Raw genomic sequence first — 21,096 nt, 5'->3', positions numbered from 1 at the left:
TCTCATCCTCCTCTATTTCATTTATATGGTTCACTTTGTTTCTCGCGAATTCATCAAGTATTCTACTATTGAAATTTTTTAGCCACGCTGGTCTCCCTTAAACCTTTTATTTATCCCATACCCTCATCTGCTTTATGACCAATGCTGCCGTTTGACTCGGATGGCTAAGTGGGAAATGATGACCATATGGAACAAAATCAACTTTACCAAGATGCGATGGGGCAGAATAGCCTTTGTCATAGACCCCCCAAATCATATGAAGATGATCCTTTGTGACCTCATTGAAATCATCTTGATCGAATTTCTGTAGTAAGCTGTTAAGCTGAACCGTCGTATTTAATATTCTAGGAGATGTAAAACTATTTCTGACTTTTTCAATATAATGTCCAGGGATGCTCTCCGTATTTTCAAACAAACCATTACTTAATACATAACGCCCTATCATATTAGTCGTTGCCCATTTCAATGTCCATTTGTTCATAAATTGAGGAACATTTCGCGATGCAGTTTTTTTCTTATCAACAGGTGGCTGAAGTAAAGTGATTGAATACTTCTTATCGATGTACTCTTGTACCAATGCTTCCAGAAGAATATACGCACCGAATGAATGGCCGATTAGATGTGCACCATTCGTCGCTTTCTCCAATACCTTTTTCACGACATTCAAATAGATATCTAGAAGATGTTTCTCTCTTTTAAAAGGAGATCGTCCCAAACCTGGAAGATCCAAGTTCCATACAGGTTGACCCGTTTTTTCATGTAGCTCTTGTGCTAAAGGGAATAAATCCTCTCCATCACTCAATAAACCATGTAATAAAATAAAAGGTTTACCCTCTCCTTGTAATTGATAAAGAGTCGTGTTATCACATAATGTTCGTTTAAATAAATGATGATCCTTACCATTTTGATTCATCATTCGATAATCCAGATCAGCTACTACAGCAGGGAAAAATTTCATGACACTCGTCTTCTTAAACCAATCTTCTCCCATTATTTTTTTCGCTGCAACATTTGAAAATGTTCGTTTTGTCATAAAGTTCAGTCCATCAGAAGGAATGTTTGTTATTTTACTTACGCCACTATTCATTATAGCTTTCATCAGTGGCATTGGGACAAAGATTTTTGGTGCCCTCATATTCATACTTTCTGACATCATACTTAATAATTCAGCAAAGTTCTGATCGTTCTGTTTGTCTTCAACAAGTGTATATGTTTGAATAGCCGACTGTTCCAATCTGAAAACCTGCACAATAAACCTCGCAAACTCATCGTTTGAAATAAGTGGCAACCTATAGTCCTTACCTCCAGGAATCACCGGCATGAGCCCTCTTCGCATACTCTTCACAAGCAAACCTAATCCTGCTATCTGCTCTGTACTCCCCGTTTTACTACTGCCGACTACAGTTGGCGGATTAATGACAGAAAGCGGATAACCTACTGCTAATGCCTGTTGACGAATATAAAGATCTGCTAAAAATTTTGTTCTCTCATAAGGACTTTTTATTTTCAAATAACTGTTTCCTTCTTTAAACACATCAATTTCAATCTTGCTATTTTGATCATCAAAGGGACTCATATAACCGACAACATGAATAAATTGCTGCAAGCCCTTCAATTGATGAATACTTTTAGCTAAGTCACTAATATGTTTGGCGCCATTTAAAAAGACGGAAGCTGCCTTTTTACTTGTCGCTTGAATATCCATGGGGCCTCCTGCGTGAATCATCACATCCGTTTTCAATACCCTCTCCTTATCATCAGCACTTAGCCCTAAATCTATTTTCGTCAAATCACCTTCAACAAAGTGCATCACTGCTTCTTTTAAAATGCCTCTTTCTTGAAAAATGCGTGTTGCTTTACTTTTCGACCTCACTAAAAGAAGAATGTTCACATCCTCTTTGGCTAATTCTTCGACTAATTGCTTTCCAATAAAGCCCGTTCCACCAATTAATAATACTGTTCTCATATAAAAATCTCCCTTTTAGTACTAATCAGTACTAATTTAATGTGAAAAAAAAGCTTCTTTATCGAAGCAAGTTAAAAATATGATCTGCTGTTTTCGTAATGACAGTTGCATCCTTCAATGTTTCTGAAATAAATAACGCGCCTTCAAGATTGGTAATAAACAGTGATGCAACCTCATCAATATGAATCGTCTTTCTAAATTCTCCATTCTCTACCCCTTGTTTCAGTAATAGAGAAACTTTCTTTTGTAATCCTGTAAAAAACAGACCTATTTTTTCTTTTATTTGTGTGGCCTGTGTAGGACTTTGAATATAAAGAGTAATAAATGGACAGCTCCCCTTATATTCTCTCGATTGAACTCCTTGTGATAATTGCTTTAAAAACAGTTGGATACGTTCTTCAACTAAAAATTGGTTCTGAGATAGTACGTCATCAATTGCAGATTGATACATTTCAATCCAATAATCAACGACTCCTTCTAATAAATCCTCCTTATTAGAAAAGTGATAATACACGTTAGACTTTGACACTTTGCTTACACGTACTAATTCATCCATGCTTGTATAAGCAAATCCTTTTTCTAAAAATAAAGTTGCAGCAACTTCAAGCACACGTTTTTGATTCATTAATTTTACTTTTTTCATAATTAGAACTATATAGTACTATTTTAAATATTACAAGTGTTTATATTCATTTAGAAAAAAGTCTGATTAAAGAAATGCCCCCAAAACAAAAAAGCTCGAAAATCTAATATTGATTTTCGAGCCTTGATTAAAGTCTATTTTTTCACGAGCGATACAACTGTCTCCACATGCGCCGTTTGCGGAAACATATCCACTGGCTGCATGTATTCGATTTTGTAGTCTTTTGACATGTATTCGAGGTCTTTTGCTAATGTCGATGGGTTGCAAGAGACGTAGACAAGGCGTTTTGGTTTGACTTGTTTGACAGTGTCTAAGAAGGTGCGCTCGCAGCCTGTTCTTGGCGGGTCCACGACGATGACGTCAGGACGGAAGCCTTCTTTGACCCATTTTGGCAGCCAGTGTTCAGCTGTTCCTGTCACATAGGTCGCGTTTTTCATGCCGTGTTTTTTGGCATTTTTCTTGGCATCATCAATCGATTCTTTGATGACATCCATTCCTCGTACTTCTTTGGCGCCATCTGAAAGCCACATACCAATCGTTCCAACGCCGCAATACGCATCGACAACCTTTTCTTTGCCAGTCAGTTTGGCCGCTTTTTTCGCTTCGTCGTAAAGCTTTAGCGTTTGCTTCGGATTCAATTGGAAGAAAGCACGTGCACTCAGTTCAAAGGAGACGTCCCCTAAAAATTCTTGAATGACCATGTTGCCAGCTAGGTGAGATGTCTTATGGCCAAAGATGACCGACGTTTTTTCACCGTTGACATTGTGCATAATGGACGTCACTTCTGGCAGACGTTTTTGAATGGCTTCGGCGATTTCTTTTTTCTTTGGAAATTCAGGTTTCGATGTGACAAGGACGACTTGTACTTCCCCTGTTTCAAAGCCGACACGCACGACAATTGAGCGTACGTCGCCTTTTCTTGTCCGTTCATTGTAGACCGATACACCGAATTTCTCTAAGATTTTGCGGACAACGCCCGTTGTTTTGTTCGTATTTGGATGCTGCACGATACATTCCTTGATCGGTACAAGCTTATGAGAGTTCAGTCCGTAAAGTCCAGCAATGATGTCACCGCTGTGAGAACGCCCTACTTGGAACTGGCTTTTGTTCCGGTAGTGCCACGGATCTTCCATGCCGATCGTTGGTCTAATATCTAGCGTTTCGACCGATAGCTTCGTGTGTCGTTCCATTGATTGAATGACAATATCTCGTTTTTCCTTTAGCTGCTGCTCGTATGCCAAATGCTGAAGCTGACAGCCTCCGCACTGCTCGTATACTGGGCATGGCGGTTTCACTCGATGCTCGGAGCGCTTTCGGACTTTTCTAACCGTACCTTCTGCATATTTTGCTTGGACATTCGTTGCTTCCACAACCACTTCTTCGCCTGGAAGCGCACCCGGGACAAAGACCACTTGCTTTTTAAAATAACCGACCCCTTCCCCATTAATGCCAAGGCGTTTAATGGTAAGCGGGAACTGCTGTCCCTTTTGTAAAAGGGCACCTTGCTGTTTTTCCTTCACTTCATTCTCTCCGTTCTATCTGAACCCTTGATAGGTTGTCTTCATTTTATTCCATCTCATTAGTATATCATGACTTGGACAAAGAGAGAAAATCCCTTTCATTTATTTATCTGTCTCAATGCTTCTCCATAAATATAAAGAAGAGTAGCTTAAATACGGGGTCCACTCCTTGCTTAATGCTGCCATTTCTTCTTTTGTCGGCTTTTCAGGCAGGTCAAAGTGCCGCTTGATGGCGTTTTGAATACCGATATCTGCCATCGGAAAGAGATTTGGTCTTCCAAGTCCATTCATGAGCACATTTTGAACTGTCCAAGGTCCAATCCCTCTAATCGGAAGCAGACGTTCTTCCACCTCCAGATCAGTTAAATCGTGTAATTCTTCTAAACAAAGAGAGCCGCTCACAATTCGCTTCGATACATCGATGACATATTCCGCTTTCCGCTGACTAAATTGGAGCTTTCTCAAATCCTCTGTTTCAAGTGAGGCGATGGCTTCCGGTAAAGGATCAAACCAAACACCTTCTATTTGCTCACCGTACGTATGAACAAACCGTTTCGTGAGCTCATAAGCAAACGCCAGATTGAGCTGCTGATGAATGATGCATTTCATCAAACAATGATATAAATGAAAATCCAGCATGAGCGGTGTCCCGACATGACGCTCAAATATGGACGCTAAATTCGTTTGAGAAAAATGCTCATGCACAGCGTGTAATTGATGCTTCATGCCAAATATCCGCTTCACCTCACATATGAGAGGTTCCTCAGGACCTTTTCCTTGCACCCGAAACGTGGGCGCTTCTTTTGTTCCGGTGGCTTGAACGACGACAACGTATGGTTTTTGTTCTAACCTAATTGGTACTTTGATTTCTCGTTTATTCAAATCGACTGCTTTTAATGGATCACTTGATAAGCGTCTGAGCACTTGATCGAAATGATACGGCGGCTCCACCATCAGCTCTTTTTCCCACATGTTTTCCTCTTCCTTTCTGCAAACACGCAGATGCGATTGTTTCACTTTGCATGAATGATTCTCCATATTGAATACTTTTAAACATAAAGAGTACAAGAATTTATCAGTTATATCTTCCTTATTTACGGTCATTTTCCTTTTGGATGAAGGAACATTTTTAGTCGAATTCAGCTAAAATTCGACAGCACCCTTCAATATTTTAGGATTATTTACCTTAAATTAGAAATAGAACCTCTGGGTGATATCTTCTATTCCGAAAATATTTGTATAATTATGACATATCAAGGAGGTGAACAAAGGAATTAGCTGATTAGGCAATCATTTGTTTTATCTTGCAGGACCATATTTTACCTCATTGATAACCGGCTTCACCTAGTTTCACTTTTTACGAAAAGAAAGACCCAAAATTTAAAAACAAAGGAGATCCGACCAATGAAAAAAACCATTCTTTCTGTTGCCCTTGCCACTGCTGTTTCTTCGACACTACCAGTATTCGCTGACGCTGCTGAACAAAAAACTACTCCAGTTTCAACTACTGTTCAGCAAACTGTTTTAAACAAAGCTGCTGAAAGTAAAGCATCTACAACCGCAGGAAACGTTAATATTAACTTTGACGTACTTGGTATAGCTAATGCTTTAATCAATGCTGCAAATGCTAACACAAACCGTGAAGGCTTTGTCAAAGGACTAATGGAGTCTGCTTTCTATGCTGCGGGCTCAAAATACAATGTCATGGTATTTAACTTAAGCCAAGGTTATGAGACTCGTTTCAACGGAGTCAAAACGTTTGCTACTGTGAAATACGGAAGCATTACTTACGGAGTTTGGGTATTTGAAAATGGATCTTTCACAAACAAAGGTGACGGCGGCTACATCAACTGGGCATTTAGAGGCTGGTTCGACCGTAACGGTGGTTTCGTCAACTTCCGTCGTCCTTAATTCTCGGTTTTATCCATCAATCATACACGCACATTGGACCGATCTCAGTAATGAGATCGGCTTTTTTATGCAGAACACGTATAAGTTCACCGGTGCTGCATGATATAATGCAAGTCTGGAGGGGTGCACATGCTGAAAAAAATTGCAGTGACAAAAAACGGCGACTTGATTGAACATGCAACATTACAGCAGCTTTCAAGCCCCGATATCGCCTGGTACTGGATTGATTTCCATGCGCCAACGGAAAAGGAAGCAGCGCTTTTGAAGGAATACTTTCAGTTCCATCCGCTTGCGATTGAGGATTGCTTCCATTATTTACAGCGGCCGAAGCTTGATTTTTATGAAGGGTATTTATTTTTCGTGCTTCATGCCCTGAATCAAAAGACGCTTCGATCTGAGGAAATCGATCTGTTTGTTGGTGACAATTATATCGTGACCTTTCATTTGAAGGAGGCGCCATACATTGACCGTGTCATTCGAAAGCTCAAAGAATCTGATAAAGCCAGAAACAGTGGACCTGAGCATATCGCCTATATGCTGATTGATCAGCTTGTCGATGATTATTTCCCTATTATTTATCAAATTGAGGACAGGCTGAATGAAATTGAGGATGAAGAAGGTCATAAAACATATGGAACGCTGATGAACGAAGTATTCGGAATTCGATCCGATTTGCTCAAACTGCGAAGAACGATTATTCCGATGAGGGACCTTTTATATCGTATTGTCAACACAAATACGATGAGAAGCGATACGAACCGGCAAGCATATTTCAATGATATTTATGATCACCTTTTGAAACTAACCGAGATCGTCGAGTCAAACCGTGATATGACGGCCGATTTACGAGACAGCTATCAGACGCTGAATTCCAATCGAATGAATGCAATCATGATGACATTGACCATTGTGTCGACCATTTTTATTCCACTGACCTTTATTGTTGGGGTGTACGGGATGAACTTTGACAACATGCCTGAATTACACTGGAAGTATGGCTATTTTTGGGTGCTGATTTTCATGGGTCTGCTCGTCTCGGGTATGCTTTTGTGGTTTAAGCATAAAGGGTGGTTCCGCATTTTCAAATAATTTGTTGAGAGAATAGCTTGGGGGCGGTTAAGGTGGAAAACTGGATTCCATTGACTCATCAAGAACTAAGGCTGGTATGGAAGACGTTCTATCGAGATTTCAAATTTAATCCAAGCATCTCTCGTTTTCCCTCATTCCACGTACCATCTCCTTATATAACATATAATATCTCTGTTTATTTTGAGGACCCTTCCCTTCTACATGCGGAGGAAGACCTTGAAGAGAAAGCGTTACTTGCTTTTCAGGAGCATATGAGAACAGACGAATATATGCTGGCACTCGATTGGCAGCACGAATGCTACTGGATCACACCATACGGGTCATTTGAAAAAGATGAAATTGGGGAATAGAGAGTCCCTGTGCTTCCTAACGGGGATTATGATTTCTTTTTATCAAAAGAGATGCATTGGGGCTTGCTAGGACATCCTTGGGAGCAAACAATCACGATTTTCGGTGAGGGCTTGATTGACTCTTTTACGCGTCATCACCCGATTTTGTTTCAGCGTAAAATAAGAGAAGGATAAAGAAAAAGCTCGCAGGTCTTCTGCAAGCTTTTTTCTATAGCTGAGGCAGATGCCATACTTTTTCAAGCATGAGATCGTCTAGGCTTTTAAAGGAATATCCTTGTTTTTTCAGAGCCGTGATGGCATCATCCAATGCCTCGGCATTGTCCCTTGAGACGGTATGAAGTAAGTAAATGGCACCTGGGTGCGCCTGCTTCATCATTTGATCGTAGGCATACTGTTTTCCTTTTTGATGATGAATATGCCAGTCCACAAACGCCACTGACCAGAAAACGGTTTGGTAGCCGAGCTCTTTTGTTTCCTTCAGCACCCTTTCACTGAATACACCGCGCGGCGGACGAAGATAGAGGTTGTCTTGTTTTCCAGTGATTTTGTACACGGCTTCATTGACACGCCCCAGCTCTTCTTTGATTTCTTTCGTACTCTTTGTTGTTAAATCTGGATGGTGATAGGAATGGTTGCCAATGATATGACCTTCCTTTGCCATCCGTTTGACGAGCTCAGGCTGATCCTTTACAAAGTGCCCTGTCACAAAAAAGGTGCCTGGTACTTGATGTTTTTTCAGCACATCTAAGATCTTCGGCGTGTACCCATTTTCATAGCCATTGTCGAAGGTAAAATAAATCTCTTTCTTTTTCGTGTTTCCTAAATAAAAGGCATCATACTTTTTTAAAAGGACGTTCAATTCTTTACCCGCATCTGCTGGCTTGTGTTCTTTGCTTTTCGCAAATCCCCAGTGGACGGGCTTATTAGACACGGCTTCCGCTTCTGAGAGAGGCATGGATACAAAAAGCGCACATAAACAGATGAGCATGTATTTTTTCATTTACGTCACTTCCCGGTTTTTCTTCTATTGTGCAGAATAAGACCGAGACTCATACACTGATTCACCTGCCAATTTAAAGAAAAAAGCCCGCACTGCGCGAGCTATTCTTCCTTCCAATCGTTTTTAAACCGTTCATATTTCGCTTCTAGGTCGTCAATCATCTGGATCAGTCTGTCTATATCCTCAACATCTGTTGATTCAGGATCTAATGAATCAATCACATTCATAAACATATCTAATCGGTTCTTTAAATAATCAACCTGCTGCTCTTTGCTGTCTGCTGCCTTGCCCATAGATACACTCCCTTTAGCATTTGTTTCTAGCTTATCTTTTTTTCCCTTGTAAATCAATGAAACCCCACTTGCGTATAACGGTGATGGGGCTTAAAATTAACTGTTGGCGGGTCCACGTTTGCCCGAATGAAAAGGAGATAGATACCATGAACCAAAAAACAGCACTTCGTCCGATTACACCTGCATACGACCCTTGGGAAGCCTATCTCGATGTGCAGGATTACGGAGAGATGAAGCTGACAAATATCGAATTTACAACAACGACGTTGTGTAACATGAGATGTGAGCACTGTGCGGTCGGCTATACCTTACAGCCTAAGGACCCGAATGCACTGCCGCTTGATTTACTGCTTCGCCGTTTAGATGAAGTTCCGCTTCTGCGCTCAATCAGTATTACAGGCGGAGAGCCTATGCTTTCTCTCAAATCTGTGCGGGAATATGTCGTCCCTTTATTAAAATATGCCCATGAACGCGGCGTCCGTACACAGATCAATTCAAACTTAACACTTGATTTGGCGCGATATGAGGAAATTATTCCATACTTAGATGTCCTTCACATCTCACATAACTGGGGAACTGTCGAAGAGTTTGCAACGGTCGGTTTTGCGATGATGGACAGAAAACCAACCTTTGAGCAGCGCGAGAAATTATTTAACCGCATGATTGAAAATAGCCGGGCACTTGTCAAAGCGGGTGTTACCGTATCTGCTGAAACCATGCTCAATAAGCGCACGCTTCCATATATTGAACACATCCACCGGCAAATCGTGGAGGAAATGAAATGCCAGCGCCACGAAGTTCACCCAATGTACCCAAGTGATTTTGCCAGCGCCCTTGAATCATTGACGCTTCCGCAAATGCGTGATGCGATTCATCAGCTGCTTGATATTCGTGATCAAGACACATGGATGCTGTTTGGCACCCTGCCATTTTATTCTTGCAGCACAGATGAAGAAGATCAGCGCCTCCTCAAGCGATTGCGTCAGGAGAAACATGTCACGGTACGAAATGACCCTGACGGCCGCTCACGTTTGAATGTGAATATTTTTGATGGGAATATTATTGTGACAGACTTTGGCGATACACCGGCGCTTGGAAACATTGCTACTGATACATTGCAATCTGCTTATTCACGCTGGATGGACACAAAATTAGCAAAAGAGCTGAATTGCCATTGTCCAAGCGTACAATGCCTCGGTCCGAATGTTCTTGTGAAAAACAGCTATTATCAAGATGTTGATTTTACTTCTCGTACAGCCAGGGGGTAACCGATAGATGGACGATACTTTTCTGACAATAGTCAAGAACAAATACATTGAAATTCTCCTTGTTGGACTCGTTCTTTGGCTTGCCGTCTTTATGATTAACAAAGCGCTTCAAATTTTCTTTAAACGAACGGAGTTTATAGAGGACAAGAAGAAAAAAACGATCGAGAGCTTGGTCAAATCTGTTACGAAATACACCGCTTCGATTTGCTTTGTAATGTATGTCATTTCTCTCTTCTTTCATGATTTTGGGAAAATTCTTGCAGGTGCTGGTGTTGCTGGGATCGTCATCGGTTTTGGCGCCCAGACGCTGATTCGCGATATTTTAGCAGGCATTTTTCTGATCTATGAACGTCAGATTCATAAAGGGGATTATGTGACAGTGAATAACCTCTTTAATGGAACGATTGAAGAGATTGGTCTCCGCTCTCTGCAAATTAGAGAATGGAGCGGCAAGCTGTTAACCATATCTAACGGAGACATCCGGCAAATTCAAAACTATAACATGCAATACATGCGGATTACGGAGTCTGCATTAATTAGTGCGAATCAAAACCCAGACACAGCCTTTCAAGCACTCGAAACGGCCTGTGACAATTTAAATCAGATGCATCATGATTTTCTCAAAAAAGATGAATTTCAACATGCCATTGAACCGTTTCAAGTTCATGGCATTATGGGCCTGAACAAGCTGAACCGCGGGATTGAGATCACAGTGAAAGGAATGGTCGAAGACGAAAAATACTTCGATGCTGCCCTCGCTGTCCGAAAAGAAATGATCAAACAACTTCATCAGCATGATGTCAAATTGCTTGAAGATCTCGTTTATCCCCAGCCTGCAAAATAACCTCATTTATGATGGGGTTATTTTTTTGATTGTTTTTTGTTAACTAGTTAATTATAATTGATTATAGTTAACTGGTTAACATAAAGAGAGGATGTTGATTCATGACAAAAAAAGAAGCGATATCATTTATTAAAGAGATGTATGAAGAGGTATTAATCAAATTCAATATAGAAAAAGTGGAGGCTTATTTTTCACCTGATTATCAGCAAGTGACTGATGGAAAGGTTTCGACACTTGATGAGTTTAAAAAGCATCTATCCACATTAAAAGGATTGACAAAACAGCTTGAAATCCCCGCTTTTCATGATGTGTTATTTGATGAAGATACGCAGCAAGGGTGTTTTCGTTACACTGTACATGTGGAACTCGCAAGCGGGGACCGGGGTTTAATTGATGTCATGGCTCTTTTCACGTTATTAGATGGCAGGATCATTCGGTGCGACGAGCTGACGAGATCTCACAAGCAGCATGAAACGCTTGAACAGCTTGGACACATCAGCTAAGAAATCTCTTCATTTCAGCCCTCTTACTTCTATCCTCTTGACTGATTCATGTATAATAGAAGGCAGAATGATTTCATGCAGCATGGGGACCCTCATACTGTGTATTTACTAAGTGAAAGAGAGTGAATAAGATGGGTCGTAAGTGGAACAACATTAAAGAAAAGAAAGCATCAAAGGATGCCAATACAAGTCGTATTTACGCAAAATTCGGGCGTGAAATCTATGTGGCTGCCAAACAAGGTGAGCCAAACCCAGAATCAAACCAAGCACTTCGCTTTGTTCTAGAACGTGCCAAAACATATAGTGTCCCAAAACACATTGTAGACCGTGCCATTGAAAAAGCCAAAGGCGGTGCGGAAGAGAATTTCGATGAGCTGCGCTACGAAGGATTTGGTCCAAACGGATCAATGGTAATCGTTGATGCCCTCACCAATAACGTGAACCGCACAGCGTCAGATGTTCGTGCGGCATTCGGGAAAAACGGTGGAAACATGGGCGTAAGCGGCTCTGTTGCTTATATGTTTGACCAAACAGCTGTCATCGGTGTCGAAGGAAAAAGTGAAGAAGAAACGCTTGAGCTTTTAATGGAAGCAGACGTTGATGTACGTGACATCATGGAAGAAGATGAAACAGTGATTGTATACGCTGAACCAGATCAATTCCATCAAGTACAAGAAGCATTCAAACAAGCCGGCGTTGAAGAATTCACTGTCGCTGAAATCACGATGCTTCCTCAAAACGAAGTGACATTAGACGATGAATCTAAAGCACAATTCGAGAAACTAATCGATGTATTAGAAGAGCTTGAAGATGTGCAGCAGGTTTATCATAATGTGGATTTAGGGGAATAAAAATTTAAGCCATAGTAGTGGTTGGGTTCATTCAACTTCTACTGTGGCTTTTTTATTTTCTCAAAAAAATGTACCATGTGAATATCATGTTAATTTCTACAAGTTTTTAAGGAGCTGAGTTCCATCTTTAAAACATGGTGGTTTTCTTATTATGGATTTATGATCATCCCGTTTCTTGGTCTTTATTTTCAACAATTTAACGATATTGACTAAAGTGATCTTCTTTCTTTTCATCTTATGGTTTTTCTATAACCTCTTTGATTTTTACAAGAGTGAACTGAAACAGGAAAAAAAGAAATCCAATTAGCAAAAAAACAGTCATCTCCTCTCTTGATAAGAGGAGATGACTGTTTTAATTCATCCCTTGAAAACCAAACGTCAGGTGATCCTGCACAGGAATCCAAGCGCCGATTCCTTGCGAGGTCACGTTTTTCACGACGAGTTTTCGTTTATTTCCTTTAAGCACAAGGTACACTTCTCCGTATGTCACCTTTCCTTTTTCATTAATCGCTGGTGCATAGGCATGAAGCGAAGCTGCTTTTTTCGGAGATACATGGTACGACTGATCTCGTTTTGTTCCTGCGCCAATCACTGTGTCAAAAGCGAGGGGCAGCTTTGTTTTTTGAATGGCTTTTTGCATCATCAATGTTTTCACATCTTCCGGGTTTGGCACCTTTGCTGTGAGCCCGCCGCTCACTTTTACTTGCTGCTTTTGAACGTATTTACCAATGGCTGTTTTGTTGCCGCCTCTGTTATCAATGTGATTTGTATTCACTTTTTTGTATTCCCAGTTGGCGACCGTTTCGTTTGAATCGTAGCTTAGTGCCCATCTTCCGAGGAAAATGGTCGCGCGGTATCCAACCGCTAATGGCGTCCCTGAAATGCTGGATTCATTCAGCATTTTGATCAAATGGGTATTTTCAATCGGTACATTCGTTGTTTTGAACAATTCAGCTGTCAGCTCACTCGGCTGGAGCAGGGGCTGATCCTGTGACGCGTTCGGATACGTATTCTCCTTTGAGATACTGGCGACAGAGGATGGCACTTTAAATGGCTTCGCCGCCTCTAGTGGAAAGCTGTATAGAAAACTTAAGGATAAGAGAACAACAAACATGATGCGGGGCATCTTTTTCATATCATCACTCTTTCTCATTCATTTTTCCATAGTATTTTCCGCAAAGACGTCCCTTATCCACAAAAGATTATAAAAGGAAAAATCCAATCGCCATAATGAAATAGGCAGCAAGCAATGTGGCACCTTCAAACCAATTGGTATCTCCGTCATTAGATAAAATGACTGTGAGTAATACAGCGGATGCCATCGCAATGAGCTCTGGTAAGGAGAAAATGAGCGGCATCTGCGTATTGAAAAAAAGCGAGCTGATGACAAGGATTGGTGCCACCATCATCGCAACCTGAAGTGTGGAACCAAAAGCTATTTCCACTGCGACATCCATTTTGTTTTTATACGCCATGATGACAGCAGAGGCATGTTCTGCGGCATTTCCGACGATGGCCACAATAATGACTCCGATAAACAGCTCACTCCAGCCAAATTGTTCTCCCACCGTATCAAATGTATGAACGAGGCGCTCTGAAATGTACGCAACGGCAATCGTCGCAAGCAGCAAAATCACAGTGGCAAACTTACCAGACCATTCAGGTGTTTCTTCTTCCGTCTCCGCTTCCCCGTCCATGCTCTCCAGCTTGGCAACATAGACTCCGCGGTGGCTGACCAGTTTGAAATAGAGCGCTGCGACATAAAGCAAAATCATCACAATGCTAATTCCAATGCTTAAAACAAATTGTTTATCCTCAGCCATCTCCACCGAAAACACTTCTGGAATGACAAACGCCACAATAATGGCAAACATGAGCAAGCCCGAGTTGTGCCTTGCATCGTGGACATTGAACACTTGGCGCTTATATTTTAATCCGCCAACGAAAAAAGACAGCCCCGCCACAAGCAGTAAGTTTCCGATAACTGATCCAGTTAATGAAGCAAGTACAATAGCTGTCAGTCCTTGCTTTAATGCAAAAAATGAAATAATTAACTCTACCGCATTTCCAAATGTGGCGTTTAAAAGCCCGCCAATTCTTGGGCCCGCTATGATGGCAAGACTTTCTGTGGCTCTTCCCATAAAACTAGCAAGACCAATAATGGCGATACAATACACAGCAAACATGATGACCTGCGGAAAATGAAGAAAACTCCCAATGACCGATAGCGGCACACCAATTGCGACAATCACAAGAAACAAACGATTCATACAGCCATTCTCCTTTTCATATGTCTGATTGTTATTCTTTCGTGAGTGCCGGCATCATATACATTTAGATTCGCTCGTGTGAGAAGGTGACCTCAATACTTCCTTTCACAGACTGCACCATCGAACAATGCTTCAAAGCAATTGTGATGACTTTATCTATTTGTTCTTCAGATGTATTGATGTGTTCAAAAATGATATGTAAATGAATACGGGAGATTTTGTTTACAGCTCCTGCTCTTGTCGTTTCAGATGTGATCGTCAGCCCTTCACAGGATATTCGCTTTTTCCGGCATACATGAATGAGCATTTCTCCAAAGCAGCCTGCAATAGCTGAGGTGAACAATTGAGATGGCCTGTACCCCATTTCTTCTTTTCCTGAGATATACAGCTGCTTTTCATTTGTTCCCGCAATCCACCGGTCCGTTTCGTATATCAGTTTCATTCCTTTTCCACCTTTCTATTGAAACCCCTATGGTTCCATTGTACGATGAAAATATGAACTTGTAAGGAGCTTCTTATGTCGAGAATTCACTTTTTGATTTTAATTTTACTTGTATCTGTATCTGGTTTTTCGCAGGGAGCGTTATTGCCTGTCATTTCGATTATTTTTGAACATGCCGGCACTTCTCCTACGTTAAACGGTCTGCATGCCACAGGCTTATATCTTGGCGTGCTGCTAGCATCCCCCTTTATGGAAGCGCCGCTTCGCCGGTTTGGGTTTAAGCCGTTAATTGTCATTGGGGGCGCTGCTGTCTTTTTAAGCTTGTTTAGCTTTGTGTTTTTTGAATCTTATGTCGTCTGGTTCTTCCTGCGGCTCATGATCGGGATTGGTGATCATATGCTGCATTTCTCTACACAGACGTGGGTGACCTATGCGTCGTCATCGAGAAATCGCGGGCGAAATATTTCATTGTATGGGTTATCCTTTGGACTCGGTTTTGCCGCTGGACCTTTTTTAACACCACTCATTGAAATCAACCCATCTTTACCTTTCATTGTTTCTGGTGCCGTTAGTTTATGTATTTGGCTGCTTGTTTTTGTTTTGAAAAATACATATCCAGATACGGGCGAAGTGCAGACGTCAGAGCAGACAAACAGTTTGAAGCGCTTTAAGAAAGCCTTTCAATTTGGCTGGGTCGCCTTTATGATGCCTTTTTGCTATGGCTTTTTAGAAACGACACTCAATAGCAACTTCCCTGTTTATGCACTCAGAAGCGGGGTAACAGTAGATGCAGTTGCGTTTATTTTACCTGCGTTTGCCATTGGAAGTATTGTCTTTCAGCTACCTCTCGGGATGCTCAGCGACCGGTTTGGCAGGCGCCGCATCATTTTATGTGTCACACTCGTCGGGTCTTTCTTTTTCCTACTAGCAGGAATTTTCATTCAATCGGTTTTGGCTGTTGCGATTTGTTTCTTTATTGCCGGAATGGCTGTAGGCTCTACCTTCTCACTTGGCATCAGTTATATGACCGACTTATTGCCAAAGCATCTGCTTCCTGCTGGAAATTTGATGTGCGGGATGGCGTTTAGTGCGGGGAGTATTCTCGGGCCTGTTCTCGGTGGAATCTTTGTGCAAACGTTTGAAGGAATGAATTTACTTTACCTTGTCAGCATCGTGATATTATTCGTGTTTTTCTGCGTTCGATTTGGGCGAACGGCAGCAGTGGTTGAAAGTCATTAAAATGGAGGGACGATCTTTGTTTACATACGACATCACAAATGAATTGACTTTGACATCTCTACAATTTGAAGATGCGGACACATTATTGAAACTTATTCAAGAGAATCAGGCTCATTTAGAGGAATGGCTTCCATGGGTCCATCACTGCAAAAGCATAGAGGATGTCAGAACATTTATTCAATCGACTCAAACTACCTACAATGAACAAAAAGGGTTGGAAGCTGGCATTAAGCTGAACGACCAACTTATCGGGGTGTTCCGTCTGACGTTTGATCAGAAAATAGGCAATATTGGTTATTGGATTGGTCAAGACGCACAAGGTCAGGGTATTGTGACAACGATCGTGAAATATATGACAGAAATATTTTCTACAAAAGTCGATGGATTTGAAATTTTTTGTCCTGTAGGTCATGTTCGAAGTGAACGTGTAGCGATGAATGCTGGATTCGAGCTCGATCCTCACCATCAGTCAAAGCCTGATGCCGCTTTTATCCTTAAGCGATATATACGATTTTGAAATAAAAACTCCCCTGCGCTATGCAGAGGAGTTTTTCATTTAGTGATATCCATTTTGCCCGTTCGCACTGCCGCTTGTTTTGTGCTTAGGCTGATGACCTTTGTTTTGTTTCGTATTGCTTCCGCCTTTTTTCGATTGTTTGGACATATGTGATTTCCCCCATCCATTCAGATTGAACTTGTTCGTTCTTCTTTAGGATGCCCGGATTTCTTTATAGCTTGCCTGGTACGATTTTACGTTTATGTAAAAGCGCATTGAGCTCGCCGCCAAGGATAATCATGATGCCGGTTAAATAAAACCAGATCATTAAAATAATGATTCCCCCAATGCTTCCGTACATCGCACTGTAGTTGGCAAACTCGCCTACGTAAAATGAAAACAGCATGCTGACCAAAATCCATCCAATCGATGCAAAAATGGCACCTGGCAGAACAAATTTCAATTTCAGCCTAATGTTTGGAGCAAAATAGTACAAGGATGTAAAAACAATCAACAAAATCAGCGGGCTAATGATCCATCTCATCGCAGTCCATACGGTGAGAAAGGCATCTGACTGCCCGACTAATTTAGCGACAAATAAACCAAGTTCTTTTCCAAAGACAGGCAGCATCAAGGCAAAAATAATGGTCAAAACCATCGCGATCGTTAAGATGATCGATGTTAAACGTACGAGAATGAAGGAACGATTCTCCTCAACTTCGTAAGCATGGTTAAAAGCTCTGACGACGGCATTAATGCCGTTAGATGCTGACCAAAGGGCGGCAATAATCCCGAACGATAATAACCCGCCGTTACGATTATTCAGCGTCTGATCGGCAATGGATTCAATCATCGAAAGCGCTCCTTCTGGCGCATAACCAGAAATGACGCTCAGGACATCCTTTGACGTCAGCGGCAAATACCCAACCAGTGTCAGCACGAAGATGAGAAACGGAAATAATGAAAGCAAAAAGAAATACGCAAGCTCAGCAGATTTTGCCGGTCCTTCATGCAGCAAAAAGCGTTCAATTAACGCTTTAATAAAACCCATACGCCTCATCTCCAATGATCAATCTGTCTGTTTCGATTGAAAGTGATCCTTTGTTTCTTCAATAATTTCTAATACCCTTGGGGTTGTTTCCTTTAACTGATTGACCTGTTCATTTAAAAATGACAAATCATCTGAGACTGTTCGCATCAGCTGCTTCGTTTCTTCCATCTTTTCTTTCATGCAAGCCGATATTCTGCCTGGCTCCTGGCGGTATTCATCCAGCTTTTGCTGGCAGTCATTCCATTTGTCTTTGAGTGCAATTCTCGTTGGCCGATGAAATAAAGTTAGCAATGCGCCGCAAGCTGCTCCTATGGCAGCTCCTCGGAGCACGATTTGATTTTTTTCTTCCATCTCGTCTGATCTCCTTTCAGTTAAAGGTGGTTCTCTTTCTTTACATACGTCAAAAAGCGGTCAATTCCTGTTTCAATTAATTCATGGACTTCCTCAAAGTTCCCAGTGTAATAAGGATCTGGCACATCATCTCGATCGTCGTCTTCTACAAAATCAAGAAGACGGCCAATAAAGTGATGTTTCCCATAGCCGGCTATACTGCGAAGTGCCCCTACATTTTCTGCATCCATCGCCATGATATAGTCGTATGTGGTGATATCCTTCTCCATGATTTGTCTTGCAGTCATTCCTTCATAGCTGATGCCTTTTTCATCAAGCAGCTTTCGCGTTCCTTCATGCGGAGGACTTCCTTGATGCCAGCCGCCAATCCCTGCTGAATCAATCACAAAGTGCTCGCTAAGCCCCTCATCTTCTACTCTTTTTCTAAACATGGCCTCTGCCATCGGTGACCTGCAAATATTGCCAAGACAAACGAATAACACATGAATCATTCTTCATTCTCCTCCTATCTTTTCCCTAAGAGTTCTTTTCGAAAACCTTTTCTCTATCATATCAAGCCCTTTTTCTTTTGGAAACTTTGCAAGAAAAGCTCTCATCGCCATTGACAAATTACACAAAAACAGGAGAAACTTTAGGAGAATTACACAAACAAAGGGGGATATTAGATGGGAATAATTGAGCAGTTTGTCACGACGATGAACAATTTTTTGTGGGGGCCTCCCCTGTTGATTTTAATTGTTGGTACTGGAATATACCTCACCTTTCGCGTTCTCTTCATTCAAATTAGATTACTTCCTTATTCTTTAAAGCTCGCTTTTTCTAAACAAGACAAAATGTCAGAAGGAGATATTTCTCATTTCCAAGCGTTAATGACGGCTCTTGCTGCAACTGTCGGTACAGGGAATATCGTAGGTGTGGCCTCGGCAGTTATAGCGGGTGGTCCGGGTGCGGTATTCTGGATGTGGTTTGCTGCATTTTTCGGAATGGCCACTAAGTTTGCAGAAGCTGTTCTTGCTGTTAAATACAGAGTCAAAAACGAAAAAGGCGAAATGTCTGGCGGACCTATGTATTATTTAGAGCATGGCTTGAAACAGAAATGGCTAGGGGTGCTATTTGCTGTTTTCGGCGCCAGTGCTGCCTTTGGGATCGGCAACCTGGTACAGTCTAATTCCATCTCAGGAGTCATGAATTCTACCTTTCAAATTCCAACATGGGTGACAGGTATTATCATTACTGCTTTTACGGCACTCGTGATTTTAGGCGGAATTAAGAGCATTGGCCGGGTCACATCTATTTTTGTACCCGTCATGGCTTTATTTTACGTCATTTGCGGTCTGATCATTCTTGTCATGAATGCTGATCTCGTTCCAGGCGCAGTCGGTCTTATTTTCTCAGATGCCTTTACGGGTCAAGCCGTGGCAGGTGGTGCAATTGGAACTGTCATTCGCTGGGGTGTGGCACGAGGAGTATTTTCCAATGAAGCAGGTCTTGGGTCAGCACCAATTGCTGCTGCGGCTGCGAAAACGGATATGCCCGCCCGTCAAGCTCTCGTATCTATGACGCAAGTGTTTATCGATACAATCATTGTTTGTTCTATCACTGGCATTACCATTGTCATGGCAGATATGTATTTAACAGTGAAAAGTGATGCGCTGACCTCGTTATCCTTTGCTCATTTCCTCGGTCCAGTTGGCTCAACCATTGTGGCAATCGGTCTGCTCTTGTTTGCCTATTCCACCATCATTGGCTGGTCCTATTATGGCGAAAAATGCTTTACATATTTGGCGAAGGATTCGTACGTCATGTATTATCGCATCGTGTTTGTCATTGCTGTCTTTTTCGGTGCCGTGTTTAAAAATGACTTCGTTTGGGGTGTGGCAGATATGCTCAATGGGCTAATGGCGATTCCAAACTTAATCGGGCTCATCGGTTTATCAGGGGTTGTCGTATTTGAATCCAAACGAATCATTGATAAGATTAAGCAGGAGAAAAAGGAGAAAAACATCTCCGTGTCATCTTAATAGCCCTTTTATTCTTTTGCATTTCTGTTAAAATAGACATATTATTCGACATATATGCAGGAAAGGACGTGCCGCCCTTGTCAGAGCAAAAAGCGGCTGAAGTCAATCAGCTGATTGAAGACATTTCGCAAAAGTTAAATATGCTGAACATTGGAGTCATCAAAGCCGAGGACTTCAGTCCAGACAAGTACGAAGATATCGAATTTCTTCACCAAATGGTGATGAAAAAATCTTCATTCAGCCCAAGTGAAATGCAAGCCATCGCAAGCGAGCTAAAAAACTTAAGAAAATAATGGTGCATCAGGAAGCTGCTTTGCGGTCTGCACGCAGTTTCCTTACATCATGCGCAGAAAAAGCCAGCACCCCGCAAGGTGCTGGCTTTTTTTATCCTGTCATAACTGCGGTTTATTTCTCAAGCAGTTTTAATGATTCACGGTTAAATGCTGGAATGTCATCAGGTGTACGGCTTGTCACAAGCTGATCCTGACAAACGACAACTTCTTCGTCTTTAAATTTAGCGCCTGCGTTTTCCATATCTACTTGAATGGATGTATAGCCAGTTGCGCTTCTTCCTTCCAGCGTCTTCGCTGTAATAAGCAATTGCGGTCCGTGACAGATCGCAAATACTGGTTTTTTCTCGTCCATAAATGCTTTAGTGAATTGGACGTAACGATCATCTGCACGCAGAATGTCTGGTGAGAAACCGCCAGGAATCAGAAGTGCATCGAAGTCTTCAGGCTTCACGTGATCAATGGACGCATCCACTCTCACTTCTGCATCTCCTTGCTTCCCTTTCACTGTTTTTCCTTTTTCGTTTTCAATCACTGTGATTTCATGACCTGCATCTTTAAAGGCTTTTGCAGGCTCGGTGTATTCAACATCCTCAAAGTAATCTGTTAATACAACTGCAATTTTCTTACCCATGTAGAAACCCTCCTGCTTGATTATCGTTTACACTACACACTATACCCGGGCATGTTGAAATGAA

Annotated in this window: 23 protein-coding genes and 1 pseudogene; 11 read left to right on the top strand and 13 right to left on the bottom strand. The window is 41.6% G+C overall.

Going from position 1 to position 21,096, the window contains the following annotated elements; translation table 11 throughout:
- Positions 1-106 precede the first annotated feature (106 nt).
- The 4 genes from GKC25_RS03730 to GKC25_RS03715 all read right to left on the bottom strand — a co-directional run bounded on the left by GKC25_RS03730 (position 107) and on the right by GKC25_RS03715 (position 5,101).
- On the bottom strand, positions 107-1,966 hold the full coding sequence (locus GKC25_RS03730) for an alpha/beta fold hydrolase (RefSeq protein ID WP_342689912.1): 1,860 nt from the start codon (positions 1,964-1,966) through the stop codon (positions 107-109).
- 58 nt (positions 1,967-2,024) lie between these two features.
- Entirely contained in the window at positions 2,025-2,591 is a 567-nt protein-coding gene (locus GKC25_RS03725; protein WP_034665091.1) for a TetR/AcrR family transcriptional regulator, read from the bottom strand.
- A gap of 152 nt (positions 2,592-2,743) precedes the next feature.
- Entirely contained in the window at positions 2,744-4,129 is a 1,386-nt protein-coding gene (rlmD, locus tag GKC25_RS03720; RefSeq protein WP_034665094.1) for a 23S rRNA (uracil(1939)-C(5))-methyltransferase RlmD, read from the bottom strand.
- A 102-nt stretch (positions 4,130-4,231) separates the two neighbouring features.
- On the bottom strand, positions 4,232-5,101 hold the full coding sequence (locus tag GKC25_RS03715; protein ID WP_187704405.1) for a DNA-3-methyladenine glycosylase family protein: 870 nt from the start codon (positions 5,099-5,101) through the stop codon (positions 4,232-4,234).
- Positions 5,102-5,533: 432 nt separating this feature from the next.
- Between GKC25_RS03715 and GKC25_RS03710 the strand changes: the two genes are divergently transcribed.
- From GKC25_RS03710 to GKC25_RS03700, 3 genes and pseudogenes are all read left to right on the top strand, one after another.
- Positions 5,534-6,040, top strand: coding sequence for a hypothetical protein (locus GKC25_RS03710; RefSeq protein WP_034665101.1), 507 nt, complete (start codon positions 5,534-5,536; stop codon positions 6,038-6,040).
- A 129-nt stretch (positions 6,041-6,169) separates the two neighbouring features.
- Complete coding sequence (gene corA / locus GKC25_RS03705) at positions 6,170-7,129, top strand: magnesium/cobalt transporter CorA (protein WP_034665104.1); 960 nt, start codon at positions 6,170-6,172, stop codon at positions 7,127-7,129.
- A 32-nt stretch (positions 7,130-7,161) separates the two neighbouring features.
- Positions 7,162-7,653: pseudogene (locus GKC25_RS03700) on the top strand (DUF2716 domain-containing protein).
- A 34-nt stretch (positions 7,654-7,687) separates the two neighbouring features.
- Here the strand turns inward: GKC25_RS03700 and pdaA are convergent.
- Together pdaA and GKC25_RS03690 are read right to left on the bottom strand one after the other, a co-directional pair.
- On the bottom strand, positions 7,688-8,479 hold the full coding sequence (gene pdaA / locus GKC25_RS03695; protein ID WP_034665108.1) for a delta-lactam-biosynthetic de-N-acetylase: 792 nt from the start codon (positions 8,477-8,479) through the stop codon (positions 7,688-7,690).
- A gap of 101 nt (positions 8,480-8,580) precedes the next feature.
- Entirely contained in the window at positions 8,581-8,772 is a 192-nt protein-coding gene (locus GKC25_RS03690; RefSeq protein ID WP_012009274.1) for an SE1561 family protein, read from the bottom strand.
- 146 nt (positions 8,773-8,918) lie between these two features.
- Here GKC25_RS03690 and yfkAB point away from each other — a divergent pair, with 146 nt between their 5' ends.
- From yfkAB to GKC25_RS03670, 4 genes are all read left to right on the top strand, one after another.
- The gene (gene yfkAB / locus GKC25_RS03685) at positions 8,919-10,040 is read left to right on the top strand and encodes a radical SAM/CxCxxxxC motif protein YfkAB (RefSeq protein WP_034665111.1); all 1,122 of its coding nucleotides are present in this window, start codon (positions 8,919-8,921) and stop codon (positions 10,038-10,040) included.
- Between the two features lie 7 nt (positions 10,041-10,047).
- Positions 10,048-10,884: a mechanosensitive ion channel family protein gene (locus GKC25_RS03680; protein ID WP_187704404.1), complete on the top strand. Its 837-nt coding sequence runs from the start codon at positions 10,048-10,050 to the stop codon at positions 10,882-10,884.
- A 101-nt stretch (positions 10,885-10,985) separates the two neighbouring features.
- A complete protein-coding gene (locus GKC25_RS03675) occupies positions 10,986-11,387 on the top strand; it encodes a nuclear transport factor 2 family protein (protein ID WP_034665117.1) in 402 nt (133 codons plus the stop codon).
- 131 nt (positions 11,388-11,518) lie between these two features.
- The gene (locus GKC25_RS03670) at positions 11,519-12,238 is read left to right on the top strand and encodes a YebC/PmpR family DNA-binding transcriptional regulator (RefSeq protein ID WP_034665120.1); all 720 of its coding nucleotides are present in this window, start codon (positions 11,519-11,521) and stop codon (positions 12,236-12,238) included.
- 352 nt (positions 12,239-12,590) lie between these two features.
- Here GKC25_RS03670 and GKC25_RS03665 read toward each other — a convergent pair whose 3' ends face one another.
- From GKC25_RS03665 to GKC25_RS03655, 3 genes are all read right to left on the bottom strand, one after another.
- On the bottom strand, positions 12,591-13,373 hold the full coding sequence (locus tag GKC25_RS03665) for a YfkD famly protein (protein WP_034665127.1): 783 nt from the start codon (positions 13,371-13,373) through the stop codon (positions 12,591-12,593).
- Positions 13,374-13,440: 67 nt separating this feature from the next.
- Positions 13,441-14,508 carry a calcium/proton exchanger gene (gene cax, locus GKC25_RS03660; RefSeq protein ID WP_034665131.1) on the bottom strand — a complete coding sequence of 356 codons (1,068 nt, stop codon included), beginning with the start codon at positions 14,506-14,508 and terminating at the stop codon, positions 13,441-13,443.
- Between the two features lie 64 nt (positions 14,509-14,572).
- A complete protein-coding gene (locus GKC25_RS03655; RefSeq protein ID WP_187704403.1) occupies positions 14,573-14,950 on the bottom strand; it encodes an OsmC family protein in 378 nt (125 codons plus the stop codon).
- A gap of 75 nt (positions 14,951-15,025) precedes the next feature.
- On the opposite strand from GKC25_RS03655, the gene GKC25_RS03650 reads away from it, so the two are divergent.
- Together GKC25_RS03650 and GKC25_RS03645 are read left to right on the top strand one after the other, a co-directional pair.
- Complete coding sequence (locus GKC25_RS03650; RefSeq protein ID WP_187704402.1) at positions 15,026-16,189, top strand: MFS transporter; 1,164 nt, start codon at positions 15,026-15,028, stop codon at positions 16,187-16,189.
- 16 nt (positions 16,190-16,205) lie between these two features.
- On the top strand, positions 16,206-16,706 hold the full coding sequence (locus tag GKC25_RS03645) for a GNAT family N-acetyltransferase (protein WP_187704401.1): 501 nt from the start codon (positions 16,206-16,208) through the stop codon (positions 16,704-16,706).
- 211 nt (positions 16,707-16,917) lie between these two features.
- On the opposite strand, the gene GKC25_RS03640 is transcribed toward GKC25_RS03645, so the two are convergent.
- The 3 genes from GKC25_RS03640 to GKC25_RS03630 are packed head-to-tail and all read right to left on the bottom strand — an operon-like array spanning position 16,918 to position 18,578.
- Positions 16,918-17,736 carry a YihY/virulence factor BrkB family protein gene (locus GKC25_RS03640; protein ID WP_034665141.1) on the bottom strand — a complete coding sequence of 273 codons (819 nt, stop codon included), beginning with the start codon at positions 17,734-17,736 and terminating at the stop codon, positions 16,918-16,920.
- A gap of 18 nt (positions 17,737-17,754) precedes the next feature.
- Positions 17,755-18,087 (bottom strand): hypothetical protein, encoded by a 333-nt coding sequence (locus GKC25_RS03635; protein ID WP_034665145.1) that lies wholly within the window; start codon positions 18,085-18,087, stop codon positions 17,755-17,757.
- A 20-nt stretch (positions 18,088-18,107) separates the two neighbouring features.
- Positions 18,108-18,578, bottom strand: a complete 471-nt coding sequence (locus tag GKC25_RS03630; protein WP_034665148.1) for a low molecular weight protein-tyrosine-phosphatase — start codon at positions 18,576-18,578, stop codon at positions 18,108-18,110.
- 174 nt (positions 18,579-18,752) lie between these two features.
- Between GKC25_RS03630 and GKC25_RS03625 the strand changes: the two genes are divergently transcribed.
- Both GKC25_RS03625 and GKC25_RS03620 read left to right on the top strand, forming a co-directional pair.
- Positions 18,753-20,108, top strand: coding sequence for an alanine/glycine:cation symporter family protein (locus GKC25_RS03625; RefSeq protein ID WP_034665151.1), 1,356 nt, complete (start codon positions 18,753-18,755; stop codon positions 20,106-20,108).
- 77 nt (positions 20,109-20,185) lie between these two features.
- Complete coding sequence (locus tag GKC25_RS03620; RefSeq protein ID WP_003214000.1) at positions 20,186-20,401, top strand: DUF1128 domain-containing protein; 216 nt, start codon at positions 20,186-20,188, stop codon at positions 20,399-20,401.
- 112 nt (positions 20,402-20,513) lie between these two features.
- On the opposite strand, the gene GKC25_RS03615 is transcribed toward GKC25_RS03620, so the two are convergent.
- Positions 20,514-21,032 (bottom strand): type 1 glutamine amidotransferase domain-containing protein, encoded by a 519-nt coding sequence (locus tag GKC25_RS03615; RefSeq protein ID WP_106038428.1) that lies wholly within the window; start codon positions 21,030-21,032, stop codon positions 20,514-20,516.
- Positions 21,033-21,096: the final 64 nt, after the last annotated feature.

Origin of the sequence: Bacillus pumilus (genome assembly GCF_038738535.1) — a bacterium.
Lineage (GTDB): Bacteria > Bacillota > Bacilli > Bacillales > Bacillaceae > Bacillus.
This window is presented reverse-complemented; position numbering and strand designations above follow the sequence as displayed.